We start from the raw sequence: 19,618 nt of genomic DNA, 5'->3' as shown, positions 1-19,618 counted from the left end.
CGCTGCCGGTTTCTCCGCAACCTTGCCCGCCGGTTCCGCTCCGCCCTGCCCCGCCGCAAAAAAACGGCCCGCAAACCTGCGGGCCGCCGTCGATGTCTCACAAACAGATTCCGGTCAGAAGCGGAAACTCAAATAGACGCGCATCGAGTTGGTCTTGAACTTGCTCTTCCCGGCCGACAACTTGTCCATCACGTCGTCCACCGTGACATCGCCGTCGCCATAGGAGTTCTCGTCGAAAGCCGCCTCGTCAAACGTCAGTCCACCGTATTTGGCCGTACCCCAGCGCCACTCGACACCCACCGAGATCACCTTCCACGCCACGGCAAAACCGGCATTCCACATCGATACGTAGTTGTGATAGAAGGTCTCGTCCGCATAAAGGGCCGAATAGGAGGGCGCAAAGCGGAAATAGCCGCTTACTTTCAGGTGATGGACCGGGTTGACCGTCACCGAAGGACCGAACTGCATGCCGATCTCCGCCTGGTGCATGCCCGACGTGGAGACCTCGCCCGCATCGCCGTCCGCAAATTCCAGCGTCGACTTCGCATAGTTGATGTCCAGCCACGTCCAGTCCAGTCCGAACTTGATCATCCCGACGATCGGCTTCCTGTGCAGGTAGTAGGTCTTGCCGCTGCTCAACGATACGCCGAAATCGCTCTTGATCTCTCCGCCGAAGGTCTTGTCCGTCACCGTCTGGTTCACGTAACCGATGTTGAAATACTTCGCACGGTCCTTCCAGATCTTCTGGTTCAGATTATCCTTTTCGAGCGTCTCCACATTCGACGTCAGCTGGTTGACGACCTGCTGCAACGAGTCCAGACGCTGTGCCGTCGCTTCATCGTTCTGCTCCGGAGCCTGCTCCTGGGCCCGGGTGCCTGCAACGGCAAGCATCAATCCAAGTAAAAGGCAAATTTTCTTCATGCTTCCGAGTATTTGGTTAAACGTATGGTCGTTTTTGTCCGCCGGATCCGGAACCGAACGACTACAAAACGGCCCGTAGTGACAAAGTTATAAACTTTTTTGTTTCAAAAGATCATTTTCTCCGCCATTTTTGCGGTCAGCGCGTCAGAATCCGGCAACTCCACGGCGCCATCTCCTCTTCGACCCGGCCCCGGAGCTCGTACGGAGCGCCCGTCATGGCATCCGTGTACATCCCCGCATGGATTCCCGTATAGTACTCCGCATGGATCGCATACGGCGACAGGTTCATCACCGCCACCACGCAGTTCTCCGCCACTTCACGCACCAGAATCAGCAGGCAGTCCTCGGCGTTGTTGCGGATCTTCGACAGCTCTCCGCCGCGACCCCCCGACGCCAGCGCCAGATTCGCATGCCGCAGGGCCGTCAGCCGACGGTAAAAGCGCGTATGGTCGTTCTCGCGGTAAAGCTCCGCCGGAATCGGATCCCGGTCGAAAAACGAAAACGAATGGTCGTAGCCCACCTCCTGCCCCGTGTAGATCAGCGGCAGCCCGCGCGGCACGACGAACGTGAAGAGCGCCATCGCCTCGCGCGCCGCGCCCATGCGCGTGAAATCCGTGCCGTTCCACGAATTCTCGTCGTGGTTCGACGTGAACGTCAGACGCATCGCCCACTCCGGATAGCGCGCCCGGTCGGCATAGAGGTAGTCGCGCAGCGCCGTCACCCGGCATCGCTGCTGCGCCACGTCGTTCAGCAGGTGGTGCATCTCCCACGCATAGCACGCATCGAACGCCCCCTGTTCGAAAAGGTTCTGCTCCTCGGCCTCCGCAAGCAGGAACAGGTCCGGCTTCAACGCCCGCAGCCGCGCGGCCGTCTCGTTCCAGAACGCCACCGGAACCAGCATCGCCATGTCGCACCGGAAGCCGTCCACGCCGTGTTCCCGCACCCAGAAGGCCATCGCATCGGCCTGCGCCGCCCACACGGCCCGCTCGCCGTAGTTGAGCTTCGCCGTGTCGGTCCAGTCCCACGGAACCGCCGGGGCCCCCGCCGCGTCGCGTTCGTACCACGACGACGGGCACTCCGCAATCCACCGCGCATCGCGCGACGTGTGATTCGCCACCCAGTCCAGCAGCACCTTCATCCCCAGGCGGTGGGCCTCCGACACGAAAGCGTCGAAATCCGCCATCGTCCCCATCTCGGGATTCACCGCGCAGTAATCCCGGATCGAATAGTAGGACCCCAGCGTCCCCTTGCGCGACTCCTCTCCGATCGGGTAAACCGGCATCAGCCACACCGCGTCGATGCCCAGCTCCTTCAAGAAGGGCAGCCGGCCGGCCGCAGCCCGCAGGGTCCCCTCCGGCGTCAGCTGGCGCACGTTCATCTCATAAATAACGGCCTGATAACTCCATTCGGGATGCAACATCGTTCCCTTTCTGTTTTCAAAGTTCCACAATCAATCGTCCGTCGGTCTCCAACCGCCGCAACGCCCCGCAGAGCCGCAGCTCCATGCCCGGGCCTTCGTTCTCCACCTCGACCCGCTCCCGCGTCACGCGCACCGTCAGCACCCGGCCCCGGAAGTTGACCCGGAAGCCCAGCGACTCCCACGCCGCCGGAAGCTGCGGGTCGAACGTCAGCACCCCGCCGCTCATCCGCATGCCGCCGAAGCCCTCCACCACCGAGAGCCACGTCCCGGCCATCGACGTCACGTGGCATCCCTCGGCCACCTCGCGGTTGTAGTCGTCCAGATCCAGGCGCGACGTCCGCAGGTAGAGCTCGTAGGCCTTCTCCATCTTGCCCAGACGCGCCGCAAGGATCGCATGCACGCACGGCGAGAGGCTCGATTCGTGCACCGTGCGCGGCTCGTAGAAGTCGAAGTTCCGGCACACGGTCTCCCGGTCGAAATCATCCCCGAAGAAGTAGAGTCCTTGCAGGACGTCCGCCTGCTTGATGAAGCACGACCGCAGGATCCGGTCCCACGACCACTTCTGGTTCAACGGACGCTCCGACGGATCCAGATCCGAGGCCAGCCGCTGCTCCTTGTCCAGATAGCCGTCCTGTTGCAGGAAGATACCCAGCTCCCGGTCCTCGCCCAGGTACATCCCCTCCACGATCCGCTGCCACTGCTCCGTCTCCGACGCCTCGTCGAACTTCCGCCGGGCGCAGATCCGCGCGTAATCCTCCGGGCGGTGCTCCCGAACCCACGCCGCAGCCTGCGCCGCATAGCGCATCGACCAGCACGCAATATAGGAGGTGTACCAGTTGTTGTTGACGTTGTTCTCGTATTCGTTCGGGCCCGTGACGCCCAGCATCACGTAGCGCTGCCGCGCCTCCGACCACGTGATCCGCTGCGCCCAGAAGCGCGCGATCGACAACAGGACTTCCAGGCCCGCTTCGGCCAGATAGCCCTCGTCGCCCGTATAGCGGATGTAATTGTAGATGGCATAGGCAATGGCTCCGTTGCGATGGATCTCCTCGAAAGTGATCTCCCATTCATTGTGGCACTCCTCGCCGTTGATCGTCACCATCGGGTAGAGCGCAGCGCCGCCCCCGAAGCCCAGCTTCGCGGCGTTCTCGATCGCCTTGTCCAGCTGGTTGTAACGGTAGAGCAGCAACTCGCGCGCCACGGCCGCTCCGGCCGTCGCCAGGTAGAACGGCAGGCAGTAGGCCTCCGTGTCCCAGTAGGTCACGCCGCCGTACTTCTCCCCCGTGAAGCCCTTCGGGCCGATGTTCAGGCGCGTATCCACGCCCGTATAGGTTTGCAGCAGCATGAAGATGCAGAACCGGATTCCCTGCTGCGCCGCAGCATCGCCCCCGATCGTGATGTCGCAGCCGTGCCAGCGCGCCGCCCACGCCGCCTCCTGCTCGCGGAGCAGCGTCGCGAAGCCCGCACGCCGGGCCTCCGCAGCCACGGAACGCGCCGCCGCGGCCAGCTCCTCCGGCGCGTGGTTCAGCGACGAGCAGATTCCCGCATATTTGGTCAGCGTCACCGTTTGCTCCGGCTCGCAGCGCCGCGTCACGCGGTGGCGAACCTGCTCCGGGCGCGTCTCGCAGGCGAAATCCGCCGTCGTGAGGTGTTCCGCGCCGAAATCCAGCGTCACGGACTGCGCCCACGCCGCCTCGAAACCGCTCTTCCGCGTCCGGCTCTGCGTGACGTCATCCTCCGTGAGCACCGGTTCCCAGAACTTCTCGTCGTAGTTCGCGTCCGCATTGCGCACGTCGGCGTCGATGAACGGCGTCAGGCTCACCTCCACGGCGCGGTTCAGCGGCGTGACCGCATACCGGACCACGCCCGCCTCGCGCCGCGACAGCGGCAGAAAACGCACCGCCTCCACGGCAACCTCGGCGCCGTTGCGCATCCGGACCCGCATGCGGCGCGTCAGCACCGACCGCCGCATGTCCAGCTCCCGGTAAAAGTCCAGGACCTCGACCCGGGCCAGGTCCAGAGGCTCGCCGTCCACCTGCACCTCCACGCCGATCCAGAACGCCGCGTTCAGCACCTTCGCAAAGTACTCCGGGTAGCCGTTCTTCCACCACCCCACGCGCGTCTTGTCCGGGTAATAGACCCCGCCGAGGTAGTTCCCCTGCAACGTCGCGCCCGAATAGGGCTCCTCGAAGTTCGCACGCCCGCCCATCACGCCGTTGCCCAGCGCAAAGAGAGACTCCGAACTCAATACCCGCGCGGGATCGAAATCCCGTTCGACGATCTTCCACGCATCGATCGTCAGGTTCAGTCTATTTGTCTGCATAACATGTCAAAGCTGAAATTCTCGAAACTCCGCAGCTGCATCGTCGCGCCCGATAGCGCCGGGCTGCCGCCAACGCCCACCGAACGCATCCCGGCCCGCGTCGCGGCCTCGATCCCCGCCGCCGCGTCCTCGAAGACCACGCACGACGATGCGGCGGCGCCGGCCCGCGCCGCACCTTGCAGGAAGACCTCCGGGTCGGGTTTCGCACGCGTGACCGTCGTGCCGTCGACCACCGCCTCGAACATCCGCCGAAGGTCGCAGCAATCCAGGATCACCCCCGCATTCTTCGACGCCGAGCCCAGCACCCGGCTGACGCCGTGGCGCCCCACATCTTCCAGAAACGAACGGACGCCCGGAAGCACGTCCGCCGGCGTCATCCCCGACACCTTCTGCAAATAGAGCGCATTCTTGCGGGCCGCCAACTGTTCCTTTTCGGCCGAAGTGAAGCGGTTTTCGAGCCCCCCGGCCCGCAGCACGATCTCCAACGACGCCATCCGGCTCACACCCTTCGTCGCCTCACCCTGCGCCGCAGTGAACGCAAAGCCCAATTCCCGGGCTATTGCCGCCCAGGCTTCGTAATGGAAACGGGCCGTATCGACCAGCACTCCGTCCAGATCGAATATGCAACAATCTACCATTTTTTTATTTTGAGTCACCAAATATACGATTTTTTCCCGAATTCAGACAACATTCCGGGCTTCGCACCCTCCAGACACTCCTCCGGACGGGAAAATAGCACGCCCGAAAAAGGCTGAAATACCGGATTTTTTTCATACCTTTGCCCCATAATGACAAATGCTCGTTTTTCCATGATGAATCGACTCCTTTGCCTGATCGGAATTCTCCTCCTGGGCCTGCCGCTGACCTCCTGCGCTCCGCAGAAACGCATCTGGTATTTGCAGGACATAACCCCACAGACCCCCGAACAGATCGCACAGAACGGACAGATCCGCATAAAACCCCTCGACCGGCTGACGATCGTCGTCAACAGTCAGGACCCCGAACTCGCCGTACCGTTCAACACCTCGTCGTCGTTCAGCTCACTCTCCGGAACACCTTCTACAACATCCGGAAAAGAATCGCTCCAAATATACACCGTCGATGAAAACGGTCGGATTGCCATGCCCGTCATCGGCGTCATCGACTGCGAGGGCCTTACCCGGACCGAACTCGCGGACCGAATCGCCCGCAAGATCATCGACGGAGGATACATCAACGACCCCTCGGTCAACGTCCGCTTCGCCGACATGAAGATCTCCGTCATCGGCGAGGTCACAAGACCCGGTGTGTTCGAAATCGACCGGGACAAGATCTCCATCTTCGACGCTCTCGCCCTGGCCGGCGACATGACCGTCTACGGCGTCCGCAACGAAGTCGTCGTGGCCCGCGAAACCAACGGCGTGAGAACCTTCGAAATCCTCGACCTCACCTCGAAGGAGATCTTCAACTCCCCGGCCTTCTACCTCCAACAGAACGACGTCGTATACGTCAAACCCAACAAGTACAAGGCACAGGCCGGAGAAATCAGCCAGAACCGATCCTTCTACCTCTCGCTCGTAGGTACGGCGATCTCACTCGCCACGCTCATCATTACCCTCACGAAATAACCGCACCCCGCCATGGCCGAAATACAATTCAATACGCAGACCCGCGACAAAATCCACGATCAGACCCCGGCGATCGACCTGCACGACATCATACGCATGGTCATCGCAAACTGGTACTGGTTCATCCTATCGATCCTCGTCTGCGTCGGCGCCGCCTACTACTATCTGGCGAAAACCCCAAAAATATACACCCGCAGCGCCACGATCCTCATCAAGGATTCCAGAAAGGGCGGCGATGTCGAACTCTCCGCATTCAGCGATTTGAGCGGATACCAGAGCCGCAAGAGCATCGACAACGAACTCTTCATCCTGCAATCCCGGAAACTCATGACCGAAGTCGTCCGAAGACTCAACCTGACCGTCAACTACACGGTCGACGGCCGGTTCCAGGACCGCGACCTCTACGGACAGTCGCCCGTCGAGGTGGTATTCGTCAACGACAACGACAACCTGACGCTCTCGCTCGAAGTGACGCCCGTCGACGATCAGAACATCCGGCTCTCGAATTTCCACGACCCGTTCATCTCCAAACAGGAAAGCGAAGACAGGGTCTCCGCACGGTTCGGCGACACGGTCGCCTCCCCCATCGGACAGATCATCGTCCGCAAAACGCTCTACATGGAGCCCTCCTATCGGGAAACCCCGATCCGGGTCAGCAAGGGCGACCTCAAAACCATCGCCAACATGTACCGCGGCGCCGTCAAGTGCGAAGTGACCAACCAGCAGGCCTCCGTAGTCACGCTCTCGATGAACAACGCAATACCCAAACGCGCGGAGGATGTCCTCAATACGCTGATCGAGGTCTATGAACAGGACGCCATCAACGACAAGCGCCGCGTCTCGGTATCGACCGCCGAATTCATCAAGAGCCGTCTCGAAGTCATCGGACGCGAACTCGGAGAGGTCGACCGCGACATCGAAAACCTCAAAAAGGACAACCGCATGGTCGACATCTCTTCGGAAGCAACCCGGAGCCTGACCGAAAGCTCCCAGTACAAAGCCGAGGGACTCTCGCTCGACAACCAGATCAACATCGCCGAATTCGTCCGGGGCTACCTCGCCGATCCGGCGAAATCCGGAGAACTGATCCCCGCCATGGCCGCCATCAGCAACGGAGCCGTGACCGCCCAGATCGACGAGTACAACGCCACCATCCTCCAACGCGAGAAACTCCTCGATAACAGCTCCCCGAACAACCCCGTCATCCGGAACCTCGACAACCTGCTGGCATCCATCCGCCGGGCCATCATCGCATCCCTCGACTCGCACATCGCAACGCTCGAAATCCAGCGAAACGCCATGCGAAACGAAGAGGAGAGCGCGAACCGCCGCATCTCGACGATGCCCTCCCAGGAGAAGATCATCCTCGGAATCACCCGCCAGCAGAAAATCAAGGAGGAACTCTTCCTCTACCTGCTCAACAAACAGGAGGAGACACAACTCAACTACGCCATCGCCGAAAGCAACTCACGGACCATCGACGTCGCGGACGGCAGCCCCGTGCCCGTATCGCCCCAACCGACCTTAATCCTCGGAATCGCCCTGATCGTCGGCGTGGCCATCCCCTTCGGGCTCTTCTTCCTGATCGGAATGCTCGACACCACGATCCACGGCCGCCGCGACATCGAAAACTACCTCTCGGCTCCCTTCCTCGGCGACATCCCCTACCACGAAGGCGCCAGCCAGGACGGAATCGCCGTCCGAGAAACCGGTCGCGACGCCCTCTCGGAGGCCTTCCGTATCCTGCGTTCCAACATGTCCTTCATGAGCGTCTCCGCAGAGAAGGAGATGAAGACCCTGCTCTTCACCTCGTCGAACCCCCATGCCGGAAAAACCTTCATCGCCATGAACCTCGCCATGACCCTCGCCATGGCCGGAAAACGGGTCCTGCTCATCGACCTCGACCTGCGTCGGCATGCCCTCTCCACACTCATGGGACACGGAAAGGACAAGAAAGGAATCACCGGATACCTCTCCGGAAGCATCGCCGATTTCCGAGAACTGATCGCCAAGACCAACTTCCACGAAAACTTCGACATGATCTACGCCGGCGTGCAGCCGCCCAACCCCACGGAAATGCTCCTCTCCGAAAAACTCGACAAGCTCATCGCCAAACTCCGGGAGACTTACGACTACGTTTTCCTCGACAGCACTCCCTCCATGTCGGTGGCCGATGCCGTCATTTCGGACCGGCTGGCGGATCTCTGTATCTACGTCATCCGCGACGGAGTCCTCGACCGCAGGCAGCTGCCCGACATCGAACGTCTCTATCAGGAACGCAAACTCCACAACATGTGCATCGTGCTCAACGGCGCCAGAATACGCCGACACGGGTACGGATATGGATACGGATACGGGTATGGATACGGATATGGCTACGGATACGGGTATGGATACGGCGACGAGGAGTACCACGAAGAGAGTTACCGCAGGAGAATCCGGAACTTCATCCTTTCGCTTACCCGCAGGAAAGAAAAACATTAAACACTTCGCATTATGGCAATCCGAGATGCCGTCATAGCCGTCGATTTCGACGGTACGGTCGTAACCCACGCCTATCCGGAGATCGGAGAGGATGCTGGCGCCGTGCCCGTGCTCAAAGAGCTCGTCGGGAACGGGTGCCGGATCATTCTCTATTCGATGCGTCACGGAAAACTGCTCGATCAGGCCGTGGAGTGGTTCCGGACCAACGGAATTCCGCTCTACGCCGTCAATGAAAATCCCGGACAAAAACGATGGACCTCGTCGCCGAAGATCCATGCGGATCTCTACATCGACGACTGCAACCTCGGGTGTCCCCTGCGTTTTATCGACGGCGAGAAGCGCCCCGTCGCCGATTGGGTCCGCATCCGGGAGCAGCTCGTCCGCGAAGGATTCCTCGACTGACGGGGGGGGGTGGAGAATGGAGAAGTGAGGGTGGGAAAAGAAGAATAAAAGAAAAGGTGTAAGAAAAAAGCGGGACCTCTTTTTGAGGCCCCGCTTCCTTTTTCCGATCCGGCCCGCGGCCGACCCGGCTATTTCCACAGATCGCGCGGATACTTCCCGTCGGCGATCATCCGCTCGATGGCGGCCATCAGCGCAGGTTTGTCCTCCTTGTAGGTCACACCGTGCCACTGTGCGGCCGAACGCAGCACCCGCAACGACGACGTTCCGTCGCCGATCAACTTGTTCACCATCGTCGGAATGTAGAACTCCGACTTGATGTTGCCGCTGTTCGCTTCGTACCACGTCTTGAAATAAGCCTGCGAATGGGCAAAATAATCCGGCGTGAAGCCGAACAGATTCATCGATACCGGCGTATCCTCGGCCAGCTCCTCATCGGCTCCGCCGTCGTGGAAGACGATCCGTCCGTCCGGCATCCGCTCGATCTGCGTGCGCTCGACCATCGACGACAGGTTCCCCTCGCCGTCCACGCCGCACACGCCGCGCGATACCGTTCCGTTCTCCGAAAGCGTCTTGTTCAGATCGTAGGCTACCATGCAGTAGCGGTTCGTCGAATCCCCGAGCTGCATCAGGTACTCCCCGATCGTCTTGTAGGCCTCCGCACCGTAGAAGTCATCGGCGTTGATCACGGCAAACGGCTCGTGGATCGCATCCGCAGCCATCATCACCGCATGGTTCGTACCCCAGGGCTTCACGCGGCCCTCGGGGACCGCAAGCCCGTCGGGAAGATAATCCAGCTCCTGGAAAACAATGTCCACGGCGATGCGTCCGCCGAAGCGGTCTGCCGAAAACAACTCCCGGAACTCCTTTTCGAACGAGTGCCGGATCACGAACACGACCTTGCCGAAACCGGCCCGGATGGCGTCGTAAACCGAATAGTCGATGATCGCTTCGTTGTTCGGACCTACGCCGTCCATCTGTTTGAGCGACCCGTAACGGGATCCCATGCCCGCTGCGAGCACCAGCAATGTGGGTTTTACCATAATTTTATCGTTGTTTTGACGTTTAGGTTTCAAATTCATACAAAGATAACAATTTATGCCCGAATCGCAAAGTTTTTCCCCGTTTTCGCATCCCCGGCTCTTTTCGGCCCCCGCAACCGGCAAATAAATTTGGCAGTCCGATGCGCTTGTGCTATCTTTGCAAGGATAAATCCCCGGCCGGGGCCATCCCCGGAGCCGGCTCCCTGAAAACCCGGGACCGGAATCGGTCTCCACAACAAAACGACAGACCATGAAGTGGTTGAAATACATACACGACCGGTGGCACGGATTCTTCCGCAAGCGTAGATTCAACATGCTCAACGCCACCGACCTCTCCGAAGAGTGGCACGTACACCTCTCGCCGGCAAGCATCCTCGCCGGAACGGTCGCATTCCTGCTCGTGCTCTTCATCATCACGCTCTCGCTGGTCGCCTACACCCCCGTGCTGGAATTCCTCCCCGGATACCGCACCGAAGCCGACCGCTCGCGCGAAAGCCTCATTCAGAACATCATCCGTCTGGACTCCATGCAGCGTGTCATGAACGACATGATGACCTACAACGAGAACATCGCCCTGATCATGGAGGGCCGCACGCCCGTCGCCCGCGTCCTCGGGCCCACGGACTCGACCCGCGGGGCGAAGGTCCTCGTCATGCCCTCGCCCGAGGACTCCCTGCTCCGCGCACAGATGGAGGGCGACGGCCCCTATGCCCTCTCGGGACAGAGTGCCGGATCCCGGCGCCGGCTCCGCGAGGCCATCGAGCTCACGGCGCCCGTCGAAGGAATCATCACCGACCGCTTCGACCTCAAAAAGGGATGCTTCGGCGTGAAGATCGCCGCGGCGGCCGCCGACCGCATCGCCGCCGTCGACAACGGAACCGTCGTCCAGAGCAGCTGGTCGCCCGACAACGGATGCACGATCGTCATCCAGCACGCCCGCAACCTGATCTCGATCTACAAGAACCTCTCCCAGTCGCTCGTCGCCATCGGGCAGACCATCCGGTCCGGAGAACTCATCGGATACAACGCCGAAGCCGAAAACGGAGAGGTCAAACTCTTCGAATTCGAACTCTGGAACAACGGAAAACCCGTCGACCCGGAGGAGTACATCGTCTTCTGATACGACCATGAAACAACGTCTCGCCATACTGGGATCCACCGGCTCGATCGGCGTGCAGACGCTCGACATCGCGCGCGAGAATCCCGACCGCTTCGAGGTCCGCATCCTCACCGCTCACCGCAACTGGGAACAACTCGCCCGGCAGGCCCGGGAATTCGACGCCGATACGGTCGTGATCGCCGACAAAACGTGTTACGAGCACCTGCGCCAGGCACTCGCCGGGACCGACACGAAGGTCTATGCCGGCGAGGAGGCCGTGGCGCAGGTCGCCGCCGGAGGGGACTCCGACGTCGTGGTCAATGCGCTGGTCGGATATGCCGGGCTCGCACCCACGGTGGCAACCGTCGGCGCCGGCAAGAAACTCGCCCTGGCGAACAAGGAGTCGCTGGTCGTCGCCGGAGCCTGCGTCATGCCCCTGGCCCGCGAACGCCGCGCCCCGGTGATCCCGATCGACTCGGAGCATTCGGCCATCTTCCAGTGTCTGCTCGGCGAACGCGCCCCGGTGCGGCGGCTCATCATCACGTGCAGCGGCGGCGCCTTCCGCGACCTCCCGCGCGAGGAGCTCGCCCGCGTGACCGTGGAGCAGGCCCTCCGCCATCCCCAATGGCACATGGGCGCAAAGATCACGATCGACTCCTCGACGCTCGTCAACAAGGGGTTCGAGGTCATCGAGGCCCACTGGTTATTCGGAACCCCGGCCGACCGCATCGCCGTCGTGATGCACCCCCAGTCGATCGTCCACTCGATGGTCGAGTTCGAGGACGGCGCCATCAAGGCCCAGTTAGGATCCCCCGACATGCGCATGCCGATCAGTTTCGCGCTGATGTATCCCGACCGCGCCCGGCGTCCCGGTGAGCGGTTCAGCTTTCTGGAACACCCCCAGCTCTCGTTCGCCGAGGTCGACGGCGGGAAATACCCCGCACTGGGCATCGCCTACGAGTGTCTCCGCCGCGGAGGCACGGCCGCCTGCACGATGAATGCCGCCAACGAAGTGGCCGTCGCGGCCTTCCTCGACCGGAAATGCGCATGGCTCGACATCGTACGCACGATCGAGCACGCCCAGCAACGCGCCTCGTTCGTCGCGCGGCCCTCGCTCGACGACTACGCCGCAGCCGATGCCGAAGCCCGCGCGCTGGCCGCCGAATTCCTGAATGTCGGACAACCGGAGGGCATCCCGGCAAGATAGCTCCGGGGCCCGAAACGCATACGAAACGCACAACACCGAAACAAATATGGACATACTCGTCAAAATCATCCAGTTCTTCCTCTGCTTCACCATCCTCGTCGGGATTCACGAATTCGGCCACTTCATCATGGCCCGCATCTTCCGCATCCGCGTCGAGAAATTCTACATCTTCTTCGACATCGGATTCTCGCTCTTCAAGTTCCGCCGCGGTGAGACCGAATACGGCATGGGATGGCTCCCCCTGGGCGGATACTGCAAGATCGCCGGCATGATCGACGAGTCGATGGACAAGGGATACCAGAGTCAGGCCGTACAGCCGTGGGAGTTCCGCGCCAAACCCGCGTGGCAGCGTTTTCTGGTCATGATCGCCGGCGTGGTGATGAACGTCCTGCTCGCCGTGGCCATCTACATCGGAATCTGCTACACCTGGGGCGACACCTACCTCTCGAACGAGGATGTCCGCTGGGGATACAACTTCAACGAGGCCGGGCACAGCCTCGGATTCCAGGACGGAGACCGCATCGTGACCGTCGACGGCGAGCCGATCGACAACTTCCTCGACATCCTCAACGCCATGATCATCACCGATGCGGACCGCACGGTCGTCGTCGACCGCAACGGCGAACAAGTCGAACTCATCCTCCCGCTCGACCGGCTGATCGCCATGCGGCAGTCGAAGGGATACGAGGGGCTGCTCGTCCCGCGCCAGCCCTTCGTCATCGACAGCGTCGTGGCTCCGACCGCCGCAGCCCTCCACAAGGGCGACGAGATCGTCGGCATGTCGAGCCGCCGCACGGAAGACAGCTACGAGAACATGGAGTTCCGCGACTACCGGGCCTATCTCGAACTGCACGCCGGCGACACCGTGACGCTCGCGGTTCTGCGCGGCGGCGAGCGGCTGTCGTTCGACCTTCCCGTCTCGGAGGAGGGTGCGCTCGGCGTCATCCGCGCGACCTACCCCCTCCGCACCCGGGAGTACACCCTCTGGCAGGCCATCCCCGCCGGAATCCACAAGGCCGGAGAGGTCATCGCATCCTACTGGGAGCAGTTGAAGATGATCGTGCAGCCCAAAACCAAAATGTATGAGGAGCTCGGCGGATTCCTCGCCATCGGAAGCATCTTCCCCTCGACGTGGGACTGGCAGGACTTCTGGATGAAGACCGCCTTCCTCTCGATCATCCTCGCCGTGATGAACATCATCCCCATCCCGGGGCTCGACGGCGGGCACGCCATCTTCACCTTCTGGGAGATGATCACCCGCCGGAAGGTCAGCGACAAGGTCCTCGAAGCCGCCCAGTACGTCGGGTTGGTCATCATCCTCATGCTGCTGCTCTACGCCAACGGAAACGACATCTACCGATTCTTCATCAAATAACATACGGCCATGACCGAGGTGGAAAAGATGATGCGGGGCGAGCTCTACGATTACAGCGACCCCGAGGCGCTGGAACTCAATTTCCAGGCCCATGAACGACTCGAAAGACTCAATGCGGCCCGCTACCGCGACACGCAGGGCTATCGTGCCGCCCTGCGCGAACTGATCCCCGGATTTCCCGATTCGAGCTACCTGATCACGCCGTTCCACTGCGACTTCGGATTCCGGACCACCGTCGGCGAAGGGGTCGTCATCAACTTCAACTGCACGTTCCTCGACGGCGGGGGCATCACGATCGGCGACCACACGCTCATCGGACCCAACTGCCAGCTCTACACGCCCCACCACCCGATCGACTACCTCGAACGCCGCAAGCCGATCGAAACCGGAAAAGCGATCCGCATCGGCGACGACTGCTGGTTGGGAGGCGGCGTGATCGTCTGCCCCGGAGTGACGATCGGCAACCGCTGCATCATCGCTGCCGGGAGCGTCGTCACGCGCGACATCCCCGACGACTCGCTTGCCGCCGGGAACCCCGCCGTCGTCAAACGAAAACTCGACAACCATCATGACAAACGCTGAAAAACTCCACGCCTGCGCCGAAGCGCTGCGCCGACACCACTTCGAAACCGCCGTCGTCGCGACCCCGCAGGAGGCCTTCGCGAAGATCCGGGCCGTCGTCGAGACCGAAGCCCCGAAGCTCGTCTCGTTCGGAGACTCGATGTCGATGCGCGAAACGGGCATCATCGAGTGGCTCCGCACGAACGGCGATTGGACGCTGCTCGACGGGTTCGACGCCTCGATGCCGCGTCCCGAACGGCTCGAAATCCGGCGTCAGGCCCTCATGTCCGACCTCTTCATCACGGGCGTGAACGCCATCACCGCCGAGGGTACGCTCCACTGGCTCGACATGGTCGGAAACCGCATCGCCCCGGTGGCGTTCGGGCCCCGGAAGGTCGTCCTTGTCGCCGGGCGCAACAAGATCGTCGCCTCTCGCGACGAAGCCGAAGAGCGCATCCGTCGCATCGCCGCACCGCAGAACATCGCCCGCCATCCGGGATTCCGAACCCCCTGCGCCAAAACCGGCGTCTGCATGGACTGCAACGCCCCCGACCGCATCTGCAACACCCGCATGGAGATGCTGCGGTGCCACCCTGCGGGCCGCATTCTCGTCGTATTGATTGATCAGGATCTGGGATTATGAAAAGACTCATCGCATATCTGTTTTTGACCGCCGCCCTGCTCGCTGCGGGCGGGTGCGGCGACGATTCGGAGGTCTTCTACTCGATCGCCTACCCCGTCGTGCGCATCGAGGCCGAAGTGACGCTTCCGGAGCCCGAAGAGCCCGAAGAGCCCTCGACCGGCGAAGACTCCGGATCGGAGGGGACGGACGGCACGGACGATTCCGGAAGTACGGACGGCACGGTGGATTCCGGCACAACGGACGGAACGGAGGAGCCGGTCGATCCGCTGGTGGCGCAGATTCAGGCCGAAGTGCTGGCCGAGGCGCCCGTACAGGCCGGCGGGAGCTATGCGCTCGACTTCACGCGCTACAACCGAGGGCCGCTCACGGTCGACACCGCCGCGGAGGCCGGGACCGTGCCGGGCGCCTTCTTCAAGGAGCCCGGAGCCACGGAGATCCGGTTTCTCTTCCTGGAACTCGACTACACCGCCGCACTCTCCTCCTACACCGACACGGACGGCGTGCGCAGGGTCCTCCTGACGGTCGACCTCACCAAGGAGTTCCAGAAACGCTATCCCGAGAGCGACCTCACGAAGGTCGTCCGCCGCGAATACACCTCGACACCCGCAAACTGACCCCGAAATGTCCGCCAAAGTCAAGAAAGCCTACTTCTGCAAAAACTGCGGATTCGAAGCCCCGAAATGGCTCGGGAAATGCCCCTCGTGCGGTGAATGGAACACCTTCACCGAGGAGATCATCGCCCGCGAAAGCGGTCCCGTGACGGCGAATGTCGCCGGGCCCCTCCCGACGTCGCGGCCCCAGCGCGTGCGCGACATCCGCGAAAGCGAACATCGACGCATCGACCTCGGAAATGCCGAGGTCAACCGCGTGCTGGGCGGCGGCATGGTCCCCGGATCGCTGATCCTGCTCGGCGGCGAGCCCGGAATCGGAAAATCGACCCTCTCGTTGCAGATCGCCCTCGCGGCAAACGGACTGAAAACCCTCTACGTCTCGGGCGAGGAGTCCGCCGAGCAGATCAAGATGCGCGCCGCACGCATCGGAATCGGCAACGACGAGTGCCTGATCTACCCCGAAACGCTGTTGGAGAACATCGTCGCCCAGATCGCCGAACAACAGCCCGACCTGGTGGTGATCGACTCCATACAGACCATCTACACCGAGTTGCTGGATTCGTCGGCCGGCAGCGTCTCGCAGATCCGCGAGTGCGCCGCCACGCTGCTCAAATACGCCAAGACCACCGGCACGTCGATCTTCATCATCGGCCACATCACCAAGGACGGAGCCATCGCCGGTCCCAAGATCCTCGAACACATCGTCGACGTCGTCCTGCAATTCGAGGGCGACAGCAACAACGTCTACCGCATCCTGCGCGGCATCAAGAACCGCTTCGGCGCCACGTTCGAGATCGGCGTCTTCGAGATGCTCGAAGGCGGCCTGCGCGGCGTGGACAACCCCTCGGAGATCCTGCTGACCCATTACGAGGAGCCGCTGTCGGGAATCGCCGTGGGAGCTTCGGCCGACGGCGTGAGACCCTATCTGATCGAGGTGCAGGCGCTCGTCTGCGGCGCCGCCTACGGAACCCCCCAGCGCTCGTCGACCGGATACGACGCCCGCCGCATGAACATGCTCCTCGCCGTGCTCGAAAAACGGGTCGGCATGAAGATGTTCCAGAAGGACGTCTTTCTGAACTTCGCCGGAGGATTCAAGGTCGCCGATCCGGGGTTGGATCTCGCGGTCGTGGCCGCCGTGATCTCCTCCTACTACGACCGTCCCGTGGCCGACGGCGTCTGCTGCGCCGGGGAGATCGGACTCTCGGGCGAGGTGCGCCCCGCACCCCGCACCGAGCAGCGCATCAGCGAGGCCGCCCGGCTGGGATTCCGCCGCATCGTCGTGTCGGGCTATCTCCCGAAGGGGTTCAAGCGGCCGAAGGGCATCGAAGTCGTAACGATCAACAGCATCGACCAGCTCCCGAAGGCCCTCTTCGTCGAGTAGCGGGAGGGCCCGGAGAGAACGACAGAGGTCCCGGAGAGCGGAAAGGAACAGAAAACAACGGATCCCGGCGCATTCCGAAACGGAAAAGGCGTCGGGATCCGTTTGTGTCATACGTATTTGCGGGAACCGGTCCGGAGCGGCGTCAACGCGCGTCGTGCGCGGATGCCATCAGCGGGCACCGTCAGCGGACAAGGGTGCGTCATCGGCAGGAGGCAGCTGCCACTCCAACTCCTCGCGGACCAGCGTCTCGGCAGGAAGCGTCCCCAGCGAACCCACAGCCCGGAGAACCTCCTGCCGCAGGGATTCGCTCCGCGATCCGATTGCCACGAGGGCCGCTACGGCGCCCCGGGCCACCAGCCGGCTTTCGGGCCGGTTTTCCTCGGCCATCCGACGGACCGTCCCGATGATCTGCGGGATCCAGGTCTCCGCGGGTTCCGCGGCGCGGGCTGCGGCCATCAGCGCCGCATAGGCCCGAAGCCAGCCCGCAGCGGGGGCCAGCCAGGCGTCGAACAACGCCGGAAGGGATGCCGCCCGGCTCCACAGGGCAAAGGCACCCTCCTCGGCCATCTCGGAATTCAGCATCCCGTCGCCCCAGAAGGAGAACTCATCGGGCGTCAGGCGTGCCGGATCGGCGATATGGAACGCCGCCAGGCGCAGCTCCCGGACATCCTGAAGGTAGAGGTAGCGGGCGAAATCGTGGTCCGTCGCCCCGGCGCGGGCCAGATGCCGGAGCGTCGGAAGGCTCACGCCGTAGTTCAGTCCGTAAGGGCGGCCGTAGAAGCGCATGGAATCGGCCACGGCGCCGTTCCGCTCCCGACGGAAGGCCCCGAGCAGGGTCGTCATGCGCGAGGTGAAATCCATCTTCGAAAGGAGGCTCGGCGGGTGGTACTATTTGCGGGGCAGGGCCACGTTGATCGTCCGGCCGAATTCGAAGACCGGAAGCACCGAACGCGCATATTCGCGTCCGCCGGCCACGACCGTACAGGTCGAAGGATCGGCCACACGGCACTTCACCACCTCCCGCTCCTTCGGCCCGGCTTCGAGTTCGCTGGCCGGAAGGGCTCCCGAAGGTTCGATTTGCAGCAGCACGATGTCGCCCGAAAGGTCGTTCTCGGGAAGAAGTCCCGCGGCCGGGCTGAACCGGCACACGATATACTGTTTCTTGTCCGATTGCGGATAGACCACGTAGCGGCGTGTCTCGGTCGAGACGACCTGCTTGCCGAGGAAGAGTTCCAGGCAGCTCTGCTCCTGGCGGTCGATCTCCGCAAGCGCGGCGTTCAGGCCCTCGCCGAAGACATGCTCGCCCGCTTCGCCCGTGATGAGTTCCAGCCGGTGGCGGCGCAGCGAGAAGATCCGCTCGGCAGCAGCCCGTGCGGCATCTTCCAGCGGCAGAACCGCCATGTCCAGTTTGTCGGGTTGCAGTCGCGCGAAATCCTCCTCCGAGACGGCATAACTCCGGGAACGGAGCGTCGCCGGTGCCGGTGCCGATGCCCGCAGGCTGGTCTCGGCATCGAGCAGGGCGATCTGCGCCCCGGTGATGCTCCACGTCGTCTTGTCGGCCAGCGACGCCCGCACGCCGAGGAACTTCTGCGCATAACGCGCATAGGGGCCTGCAAGAACCCGGTCGCACGCCACCGTAACATCCACGGCCAGAATCGTCCGCGGCTGCGAAATGCGGATCCCCTCCGAAGTGGCGTCCGCGCCTTGGAGCGCGATGTAGGGATTCTGGGCCATCACGGCGCCCGTCAGAAACAGCGCCAGCGACAAAAGTCTGAATTTCATGGTCTGAAAGTTTTAATGCCGTCCGACAAAAGTAGCTTTTTTTCGCGTGCCGTCAAAATTTCAGGTAAAAATCACGGGTCAGTGCCCGGTATTCGGGCGTGTAGTCTTCGTGTTCGCCCGTGCCGATCACCAGTTCGTCGACCATCGGGGCGCCGTCGGCCTCCTCCGTCCGCGCCAGTTCCAGCAGGGTCCGTTTCGCCGGACGCCGCGGCGTCGTGCGGACATCCGTGCGGCGGAGCGTCGTCAGACGCCCGCCCGCCGCCAGCAGGAACCGACCCACCTCGCTCTGCGGAAGCACCACGGAGAACCGCCCGCCCGGAGCCAGCAGCCGCAACACCGCATCGCACAACTCGGAAAAGGGCAGCGCTACGGTGTGCCGCGCCGTCGTGCGCCCTGCATCGGGACTCGGCAGCGTGGCGTCGTAGAACGGCGGATTCGAGACGATCCGGTCGAAGCGCTCCGCGGGTGCGAACCGCTGCACCGGAGTCTGCACGAAGTGCAGGCGGGAACCCCACGGCGATGCCTCGCCGTTCTCGCGCGCCTGCGACACGTCGTCGATGTCGATGCCCGTCACCTCGGCCTCCGGAGCCCGTTGCGCCAGCATCAGCGCGATCAGCCCCGTCCCGGTGCCGATGTCGAGCATCCGCCGCTCCGAGGAGCGCAGTCCGGTCCACGCCCCGAGCAGCACGCCGTCGGTCCCGACCTTCATCGGGCAGCGATCCTGACGGACCGTGAAACGCTTGAAGCGGAAAGCTCCGTCGA

Annotated in this window: 18 protein-coding genes; 10 read left to right on the top strand and 8 right to left on the bottom strand. The window is 62.5% G+C overall.

The genetic code is table 11. The annotated features are described in order from the left end of the window. Window positions 1-114: 114 nt before the first annotated feature. The 4 genes from B5G16_RS07805 to pgmB form a co-directional block, all read right to left on the bottom strand. Window positions 115-921, bottom strand: a complete 807-nt coding sequence (locus B5G16_RS07805) for a hypothetical protein (RefSeq protein WP_087262966.1) — start codon at window positions 919-921, stop codon at window positions 115-117. 136 nt (window positions 922-1,057) lie between these two features. After that, window positions 1,058-2,341, bottom strand: a complete 1,284-nt coding sequence (locus tag B5G16_RS07800; RefSeq protein WP_087262964.1) for an alpha-amylase family glycosyl hydrolase — start codon at window positions 2,339-2,341, stop codon at window positions 1,058-1,060. 16 nt (window positions 2,342-2,357) lie between these two features. Then, complete coding sequence (locus B5G16_RS07795; protein WP_087262962.1) at window positions 2,358-4,664, bottom strand: family 65 glycosyl hydrolase domain-containing protein; 2,307 nt, start codon at window positions 4,662-4,664, stop codon at window positions 2,358-2,360. Further along, window positions 4,646-5,302 carry a beta-phosphoglucomutase gene (gene pgmB / locus B5G16_RS07790; protein WP_087263022.1) on the bottom strand — a complete coding sequence of 219 codons (657 nt, stop codon included), beginning with the start codon at window positions 5,300-5,302 and terminating at the stop codon, window positions 4,646-4,648. Before pgmB ends, B5G16_RS07795 begins: the two co-directional genes overlap by 19 nt. 174 nt (window positions 5,303-5,476) lie before the next feature. Between pgmB and B5G16_RS07785 the strand changes: the two genes are divergently transcribed. Genes B5G16_RS07785 through B5G16_RS07775 form a run of 3 tightly spaced genes read left to right on the top strand, consistent with a single transcriptional unit; the run spans window position 5,477 to window position 9,157 of the window. Then, window positions 5,477-6,271, top strand: a complete 795-nt coding sequence (locus B5G16_RS07785) for a polysaccharide biosynthesis/export family protein (RefSeq protein WP_087263020.1) — start codon at window positions 5,477-5,479, stop codon at window positions 6,269-6,271. A gap of 12 nt (window positions 6,272-6,283) precedes the next feature. Then, on the top strand, window positions 6,284-8,755 hold the full coding sequence (locus B5G16_RS07780) for a GumC family protein (RefSeq protein ID WP_087262960.1): 2,472 nt from the start codon (window positions 6,284-6,286) through the stop codon (window positions 8,753-8,755). 12 nt (window positions 8,756-8,767) lie between these two features. Next, window positions 8,768-9,157 carry a hypothetical protein gene (locus tag B5G16_RS07775; protein WP_087262958.1) on the top strand — a complete coding sequence of 130 codons (390 nt, stop codon included), beginning with the start codon at window positions 8,768-8,770 and terminating at the stop codon, window positions 9,155-9,157. A 128-nt stretch (window positions 9,158-9,285) separates the two neighbouring features. Here B5G16_RS07775 and B5G16_RS07770 read toward each other — a convergent pair whose 3' ends face one another. After that, the gene (locus B5G16_RS07770; RefSeq protein WP_204228066.1) at window positions 9,286-10,197 is read right to left on the bottom strand and encodes a nucleotidyltransferase family protein; all 912 of its coding nucleotides are present in this window, start codon (window positions 10,195-10,197) and stop codon (window positions 9,286-9,288) included. Window positions 10,198-10,447: 250 nt separating this feature from the next. On the opposite strand from B5G16_RS07770, the gene B5G16_RS07765 reads away from it, so the two are divergent. From B5G16_RS07765 to radA, 7 genes are read left to right on the top strand one after another with little or no spacing between them, the layout of a single operon-like run. After that, complete coding sequence (locus tag B5G16_RS07765) at window positions 10,448-11,317, top strand: murein hydrolase activator EnvC family protein (RefSeq protein WP_087262956.1); 870 nt, start codon at window positions 10,448-10,450, stop codon at window positions 11,315-11,317. Window positions 11,318-11,324: 7 nt separating this feature from the next. After that, entirely contained in the window at window positions 11,325-12,503 is a 1,179-nt protein-coding gene (locus tag B5G16_RS07760) for a 1-deoxy-D-xylulose-5-phosphate reductoisomerase (RefSeq protein WP_087262955.1), read from the top strand. 46 nt (window positions 12,504-12,549) lie between these two features. After that, window positions 12,550-13,878, top strand: coding sequence for an RIP metalloprotease RseP (gene rseP / locus B5G16_RS07755; protein WP_087262952.1), 1,329 nt, complete (start codon window positions 12,550-12,552; stop codon window positions 13,876-13,878). 9 nt (window positions 13,879-13,887) lie between these two features. After that, window positions 13,888-14,460: a sugar O-acetyltransferase gene (locus B5G16_RS07750; RefSeq protein WP_087262949.1), complete on the top strand. Its 573-nt coding sequence runs from the start codon at window positions 13,888-13,890 to the stop codon at window positions 14,458-14,460. Continuing rightward, window positions 14,447-15,082, top strand: a complete 636-nt coding sequence (locus tag B5G16_RS07745; RefSeq protein WP_087262946.1) for a lactate utilization protein — start codon at window positions 14,447-14,449, stop codon at window positions 15,080-15,082. The genes B5G16_RS07750 and B5G16_RS07745 overlap by 14 nt, the downstream gene beginning before the upstream one ends. Beyond that, complete coding sequence (locus tag B5G16_RS07740; RefSeq protein ID WP_239406029.1) at window positions 15,079-15,696, top strand: hypothetical protein; 618 nt, start codon at window positions 15,079-15,081, stop codon at window positions 15,694-15,696. Before B5G16_RS07745 ends, B5G16_RS07740 begins: the two co-directional genes overlap by 4 nt. Before the next feature lie 7 nt (window positions 15,697-15,703). Beyond that, window positions 15,704-17,074 (top strand): DNA repair protein RadA, encoded by a 1,371-nt coding sequence (gene radA, locus B5G16_RS07735; RefSeq protein WP_087262943.1) that lies wholly within the window; start codon window positions 15,704-15,706, stop codon window positions 17,072-17,074. Window positions 17,075-17,242: 168 nt separating this feature from the next. Here the strand turns inward: radA and B5G16_RS07730 are convergent, their stop codons facing one another. From B5G16_RS07730 to B5G16_RS07720, 3 genes are read right to left on the bottom strand one after another with little or no spacing between them, the layout of a single operon-like run. Next, on the bottom strand, window positions 17,243-17,935 hold the full coding sequence (locus B5G16_RS07730) for a DNA alkylation repair protein (protein WP_087262940.1): 693 nt from the start codon (window positions 17,933-17,935) through the stop codon (window positions 17,243-17,245). A gap of 27 nt (window positions 17,936-17,962) precedes the next feature. Next, window positions 17,963-18,856 carry a DUF4831 family protein gene (locus B5G16_RS07725; RefSeq protein ID WP_087262938.1) on the bottom strand — a complete coding sequence of 298 codons (894 nt, stop codon included), beginning with the start codon at window positions 18,854-18,856 and terminating at the stop codon, window positions 17,963-17,965. A gap of 52 nt (window positions 18,857-18,908) precedes the next feature. Then, window positions 18,909-19,565 (bottom strand): tRNA1(Val) (adenine(37)-N6)-methyltransferase, encoded by a 657-nt coding sequence (locus B5G16_RS07720; RefSeq protein ID WP_087263014.1) that lies wholly within the window; start codon window positions 19,563-19,565, stop codon window positions 18,909-18,911. Window positions 19,566-19,618: the final 53 nt, after the last annotated feature.

This window comes from Alistipes sp. An66 (assembly GCF_002161445.1).
Classification (GTDB): Bacteria; Bacteroidota; Bacteroidia; order Bacteroidales; family Rikenellaceae; genus Alistipes; species Alistipes cottocaccae.
This window is presented reverse-complemented; position numbering and strand designations above follow the sequence as displayed.

Coding starts and splice junctions, on each gene's coding strand:
- B5G16_RS07805 (WP_087262966.1), bottom strand. CDS start 921: ATGAAGAAAATTTGCCTTTTACTTGGATTGATGCTTGCCGTTGCAGGC.
- B5G16_RS07800 (WP_087262964.1), bottom strand. CDS start 2,341: ATGTTGCATCCCGAATGGAGTTATCAGGCCGTTATTTATGAGATGAAC.
- B5G16_RS07795 (WP_087262962.1), bottom strand. CDS start 4,664: ATGCAGACAAATAGACTGAACCTGACGATCGATGCGTGGAAGATCGTC.
- pgmB (WP_087263022.1), bottom strand. CDS start 5,302: ATGGTAGATTGTTGCATATTCGATCTGGACGGAGTGCTGGTCGATACG.
- B5G16_RS07785 (WP_087263020.1), top strand. CDS start 5,477: ATGAATCGACTCCTTTGCCTGATCGGAATTCTCCTCCTGGGCCTGCCG.
- B5G16_RS07780 (WP_087262960.1), top strand. CDS start 6,284: ATGGCCGAAATACAATTCAATACGCAGACCCGCGACAAAATCCACGAT.
- B5G16_RS07775 (WP_087262958.1), top strand. CDS start 8,768: ATGGCAATCCGAGATGCCGTCATAGCCGTCGATTTCGACGGTACGGTC.
- B5G16_RS07770 (WP_204228066.1), bottom strand. CDS start 10,197: ATGGTAAAACCCACATTGCTGGTGCTCGCAGCGGGCATGGGATCCCGT.
- B5G16_RS07765 (WP_087262956.1), top strand. CDS start 10,448: ATGAAGTGGTTGAAATACATACACGACCGGTGGCACGGATTCTTCCGC.
- B5G16_RS07760 (WP_087262955.1), top strand. CDS start 11,325: ATGAAACAACGTCTCGCCATACTGGGATCCACCGGCTCGATCGGCGTG.
- rseP (WP_087262952.1), top strand. CDS start 12,550: ATGGACATACTCGTCAAAATCATCCAGTTCTTCCTCTGCTTCACCATC.
- B5G16_RS07750 (WP_087262949.1), top strand. CDS start 13,888: ATGACCGAGGTGGAAAAGATGATGCGGGGCGAGCTCTACGATTACAGC.
- B5G16_RS07745 (WP_087262946.1), top strand. CDS start 14,447: ATGACAAACGCTGAAAAACTCCACGCCTGCGCCGAAGCGCTGCGCCGA.
- B5G16_RS07740 (WP_239406029.1), top strand. CDS start 15,079: ATGAAAAGACTCATCGCATATCTGTTTTTGACCGCCGCCCTGCTCGCT.
- radA (WP_087262943.1), top strand. CDS start 15,704: ATGTCCGCCAAAGTCAAGAAAGCCTACTTCTGCAAAAACTGCGGATTC.
- B5G16_RS07730 (WP_087262940.1), bottom strand. CDS start 17,935: ATGGATTTCACCTCGCGCATGACGACCCTGCTCGGGGCCTTCCGTCGG.
- B5G16_RS07725 (WP_087262938.1), bottom strand. CDS start 18,856: ATGAAATTCAGACTTTTGTCGCTGGCGCTGTTTCTGACGGGCGCCGTG.
- B5G16_RS07720 (WP_087263014.1), bottom strand. CDS start 19,565: ATGAAGGTCGGGACCGACGGCGTGCTGCTCGGGGCGTGGACCGGACTG.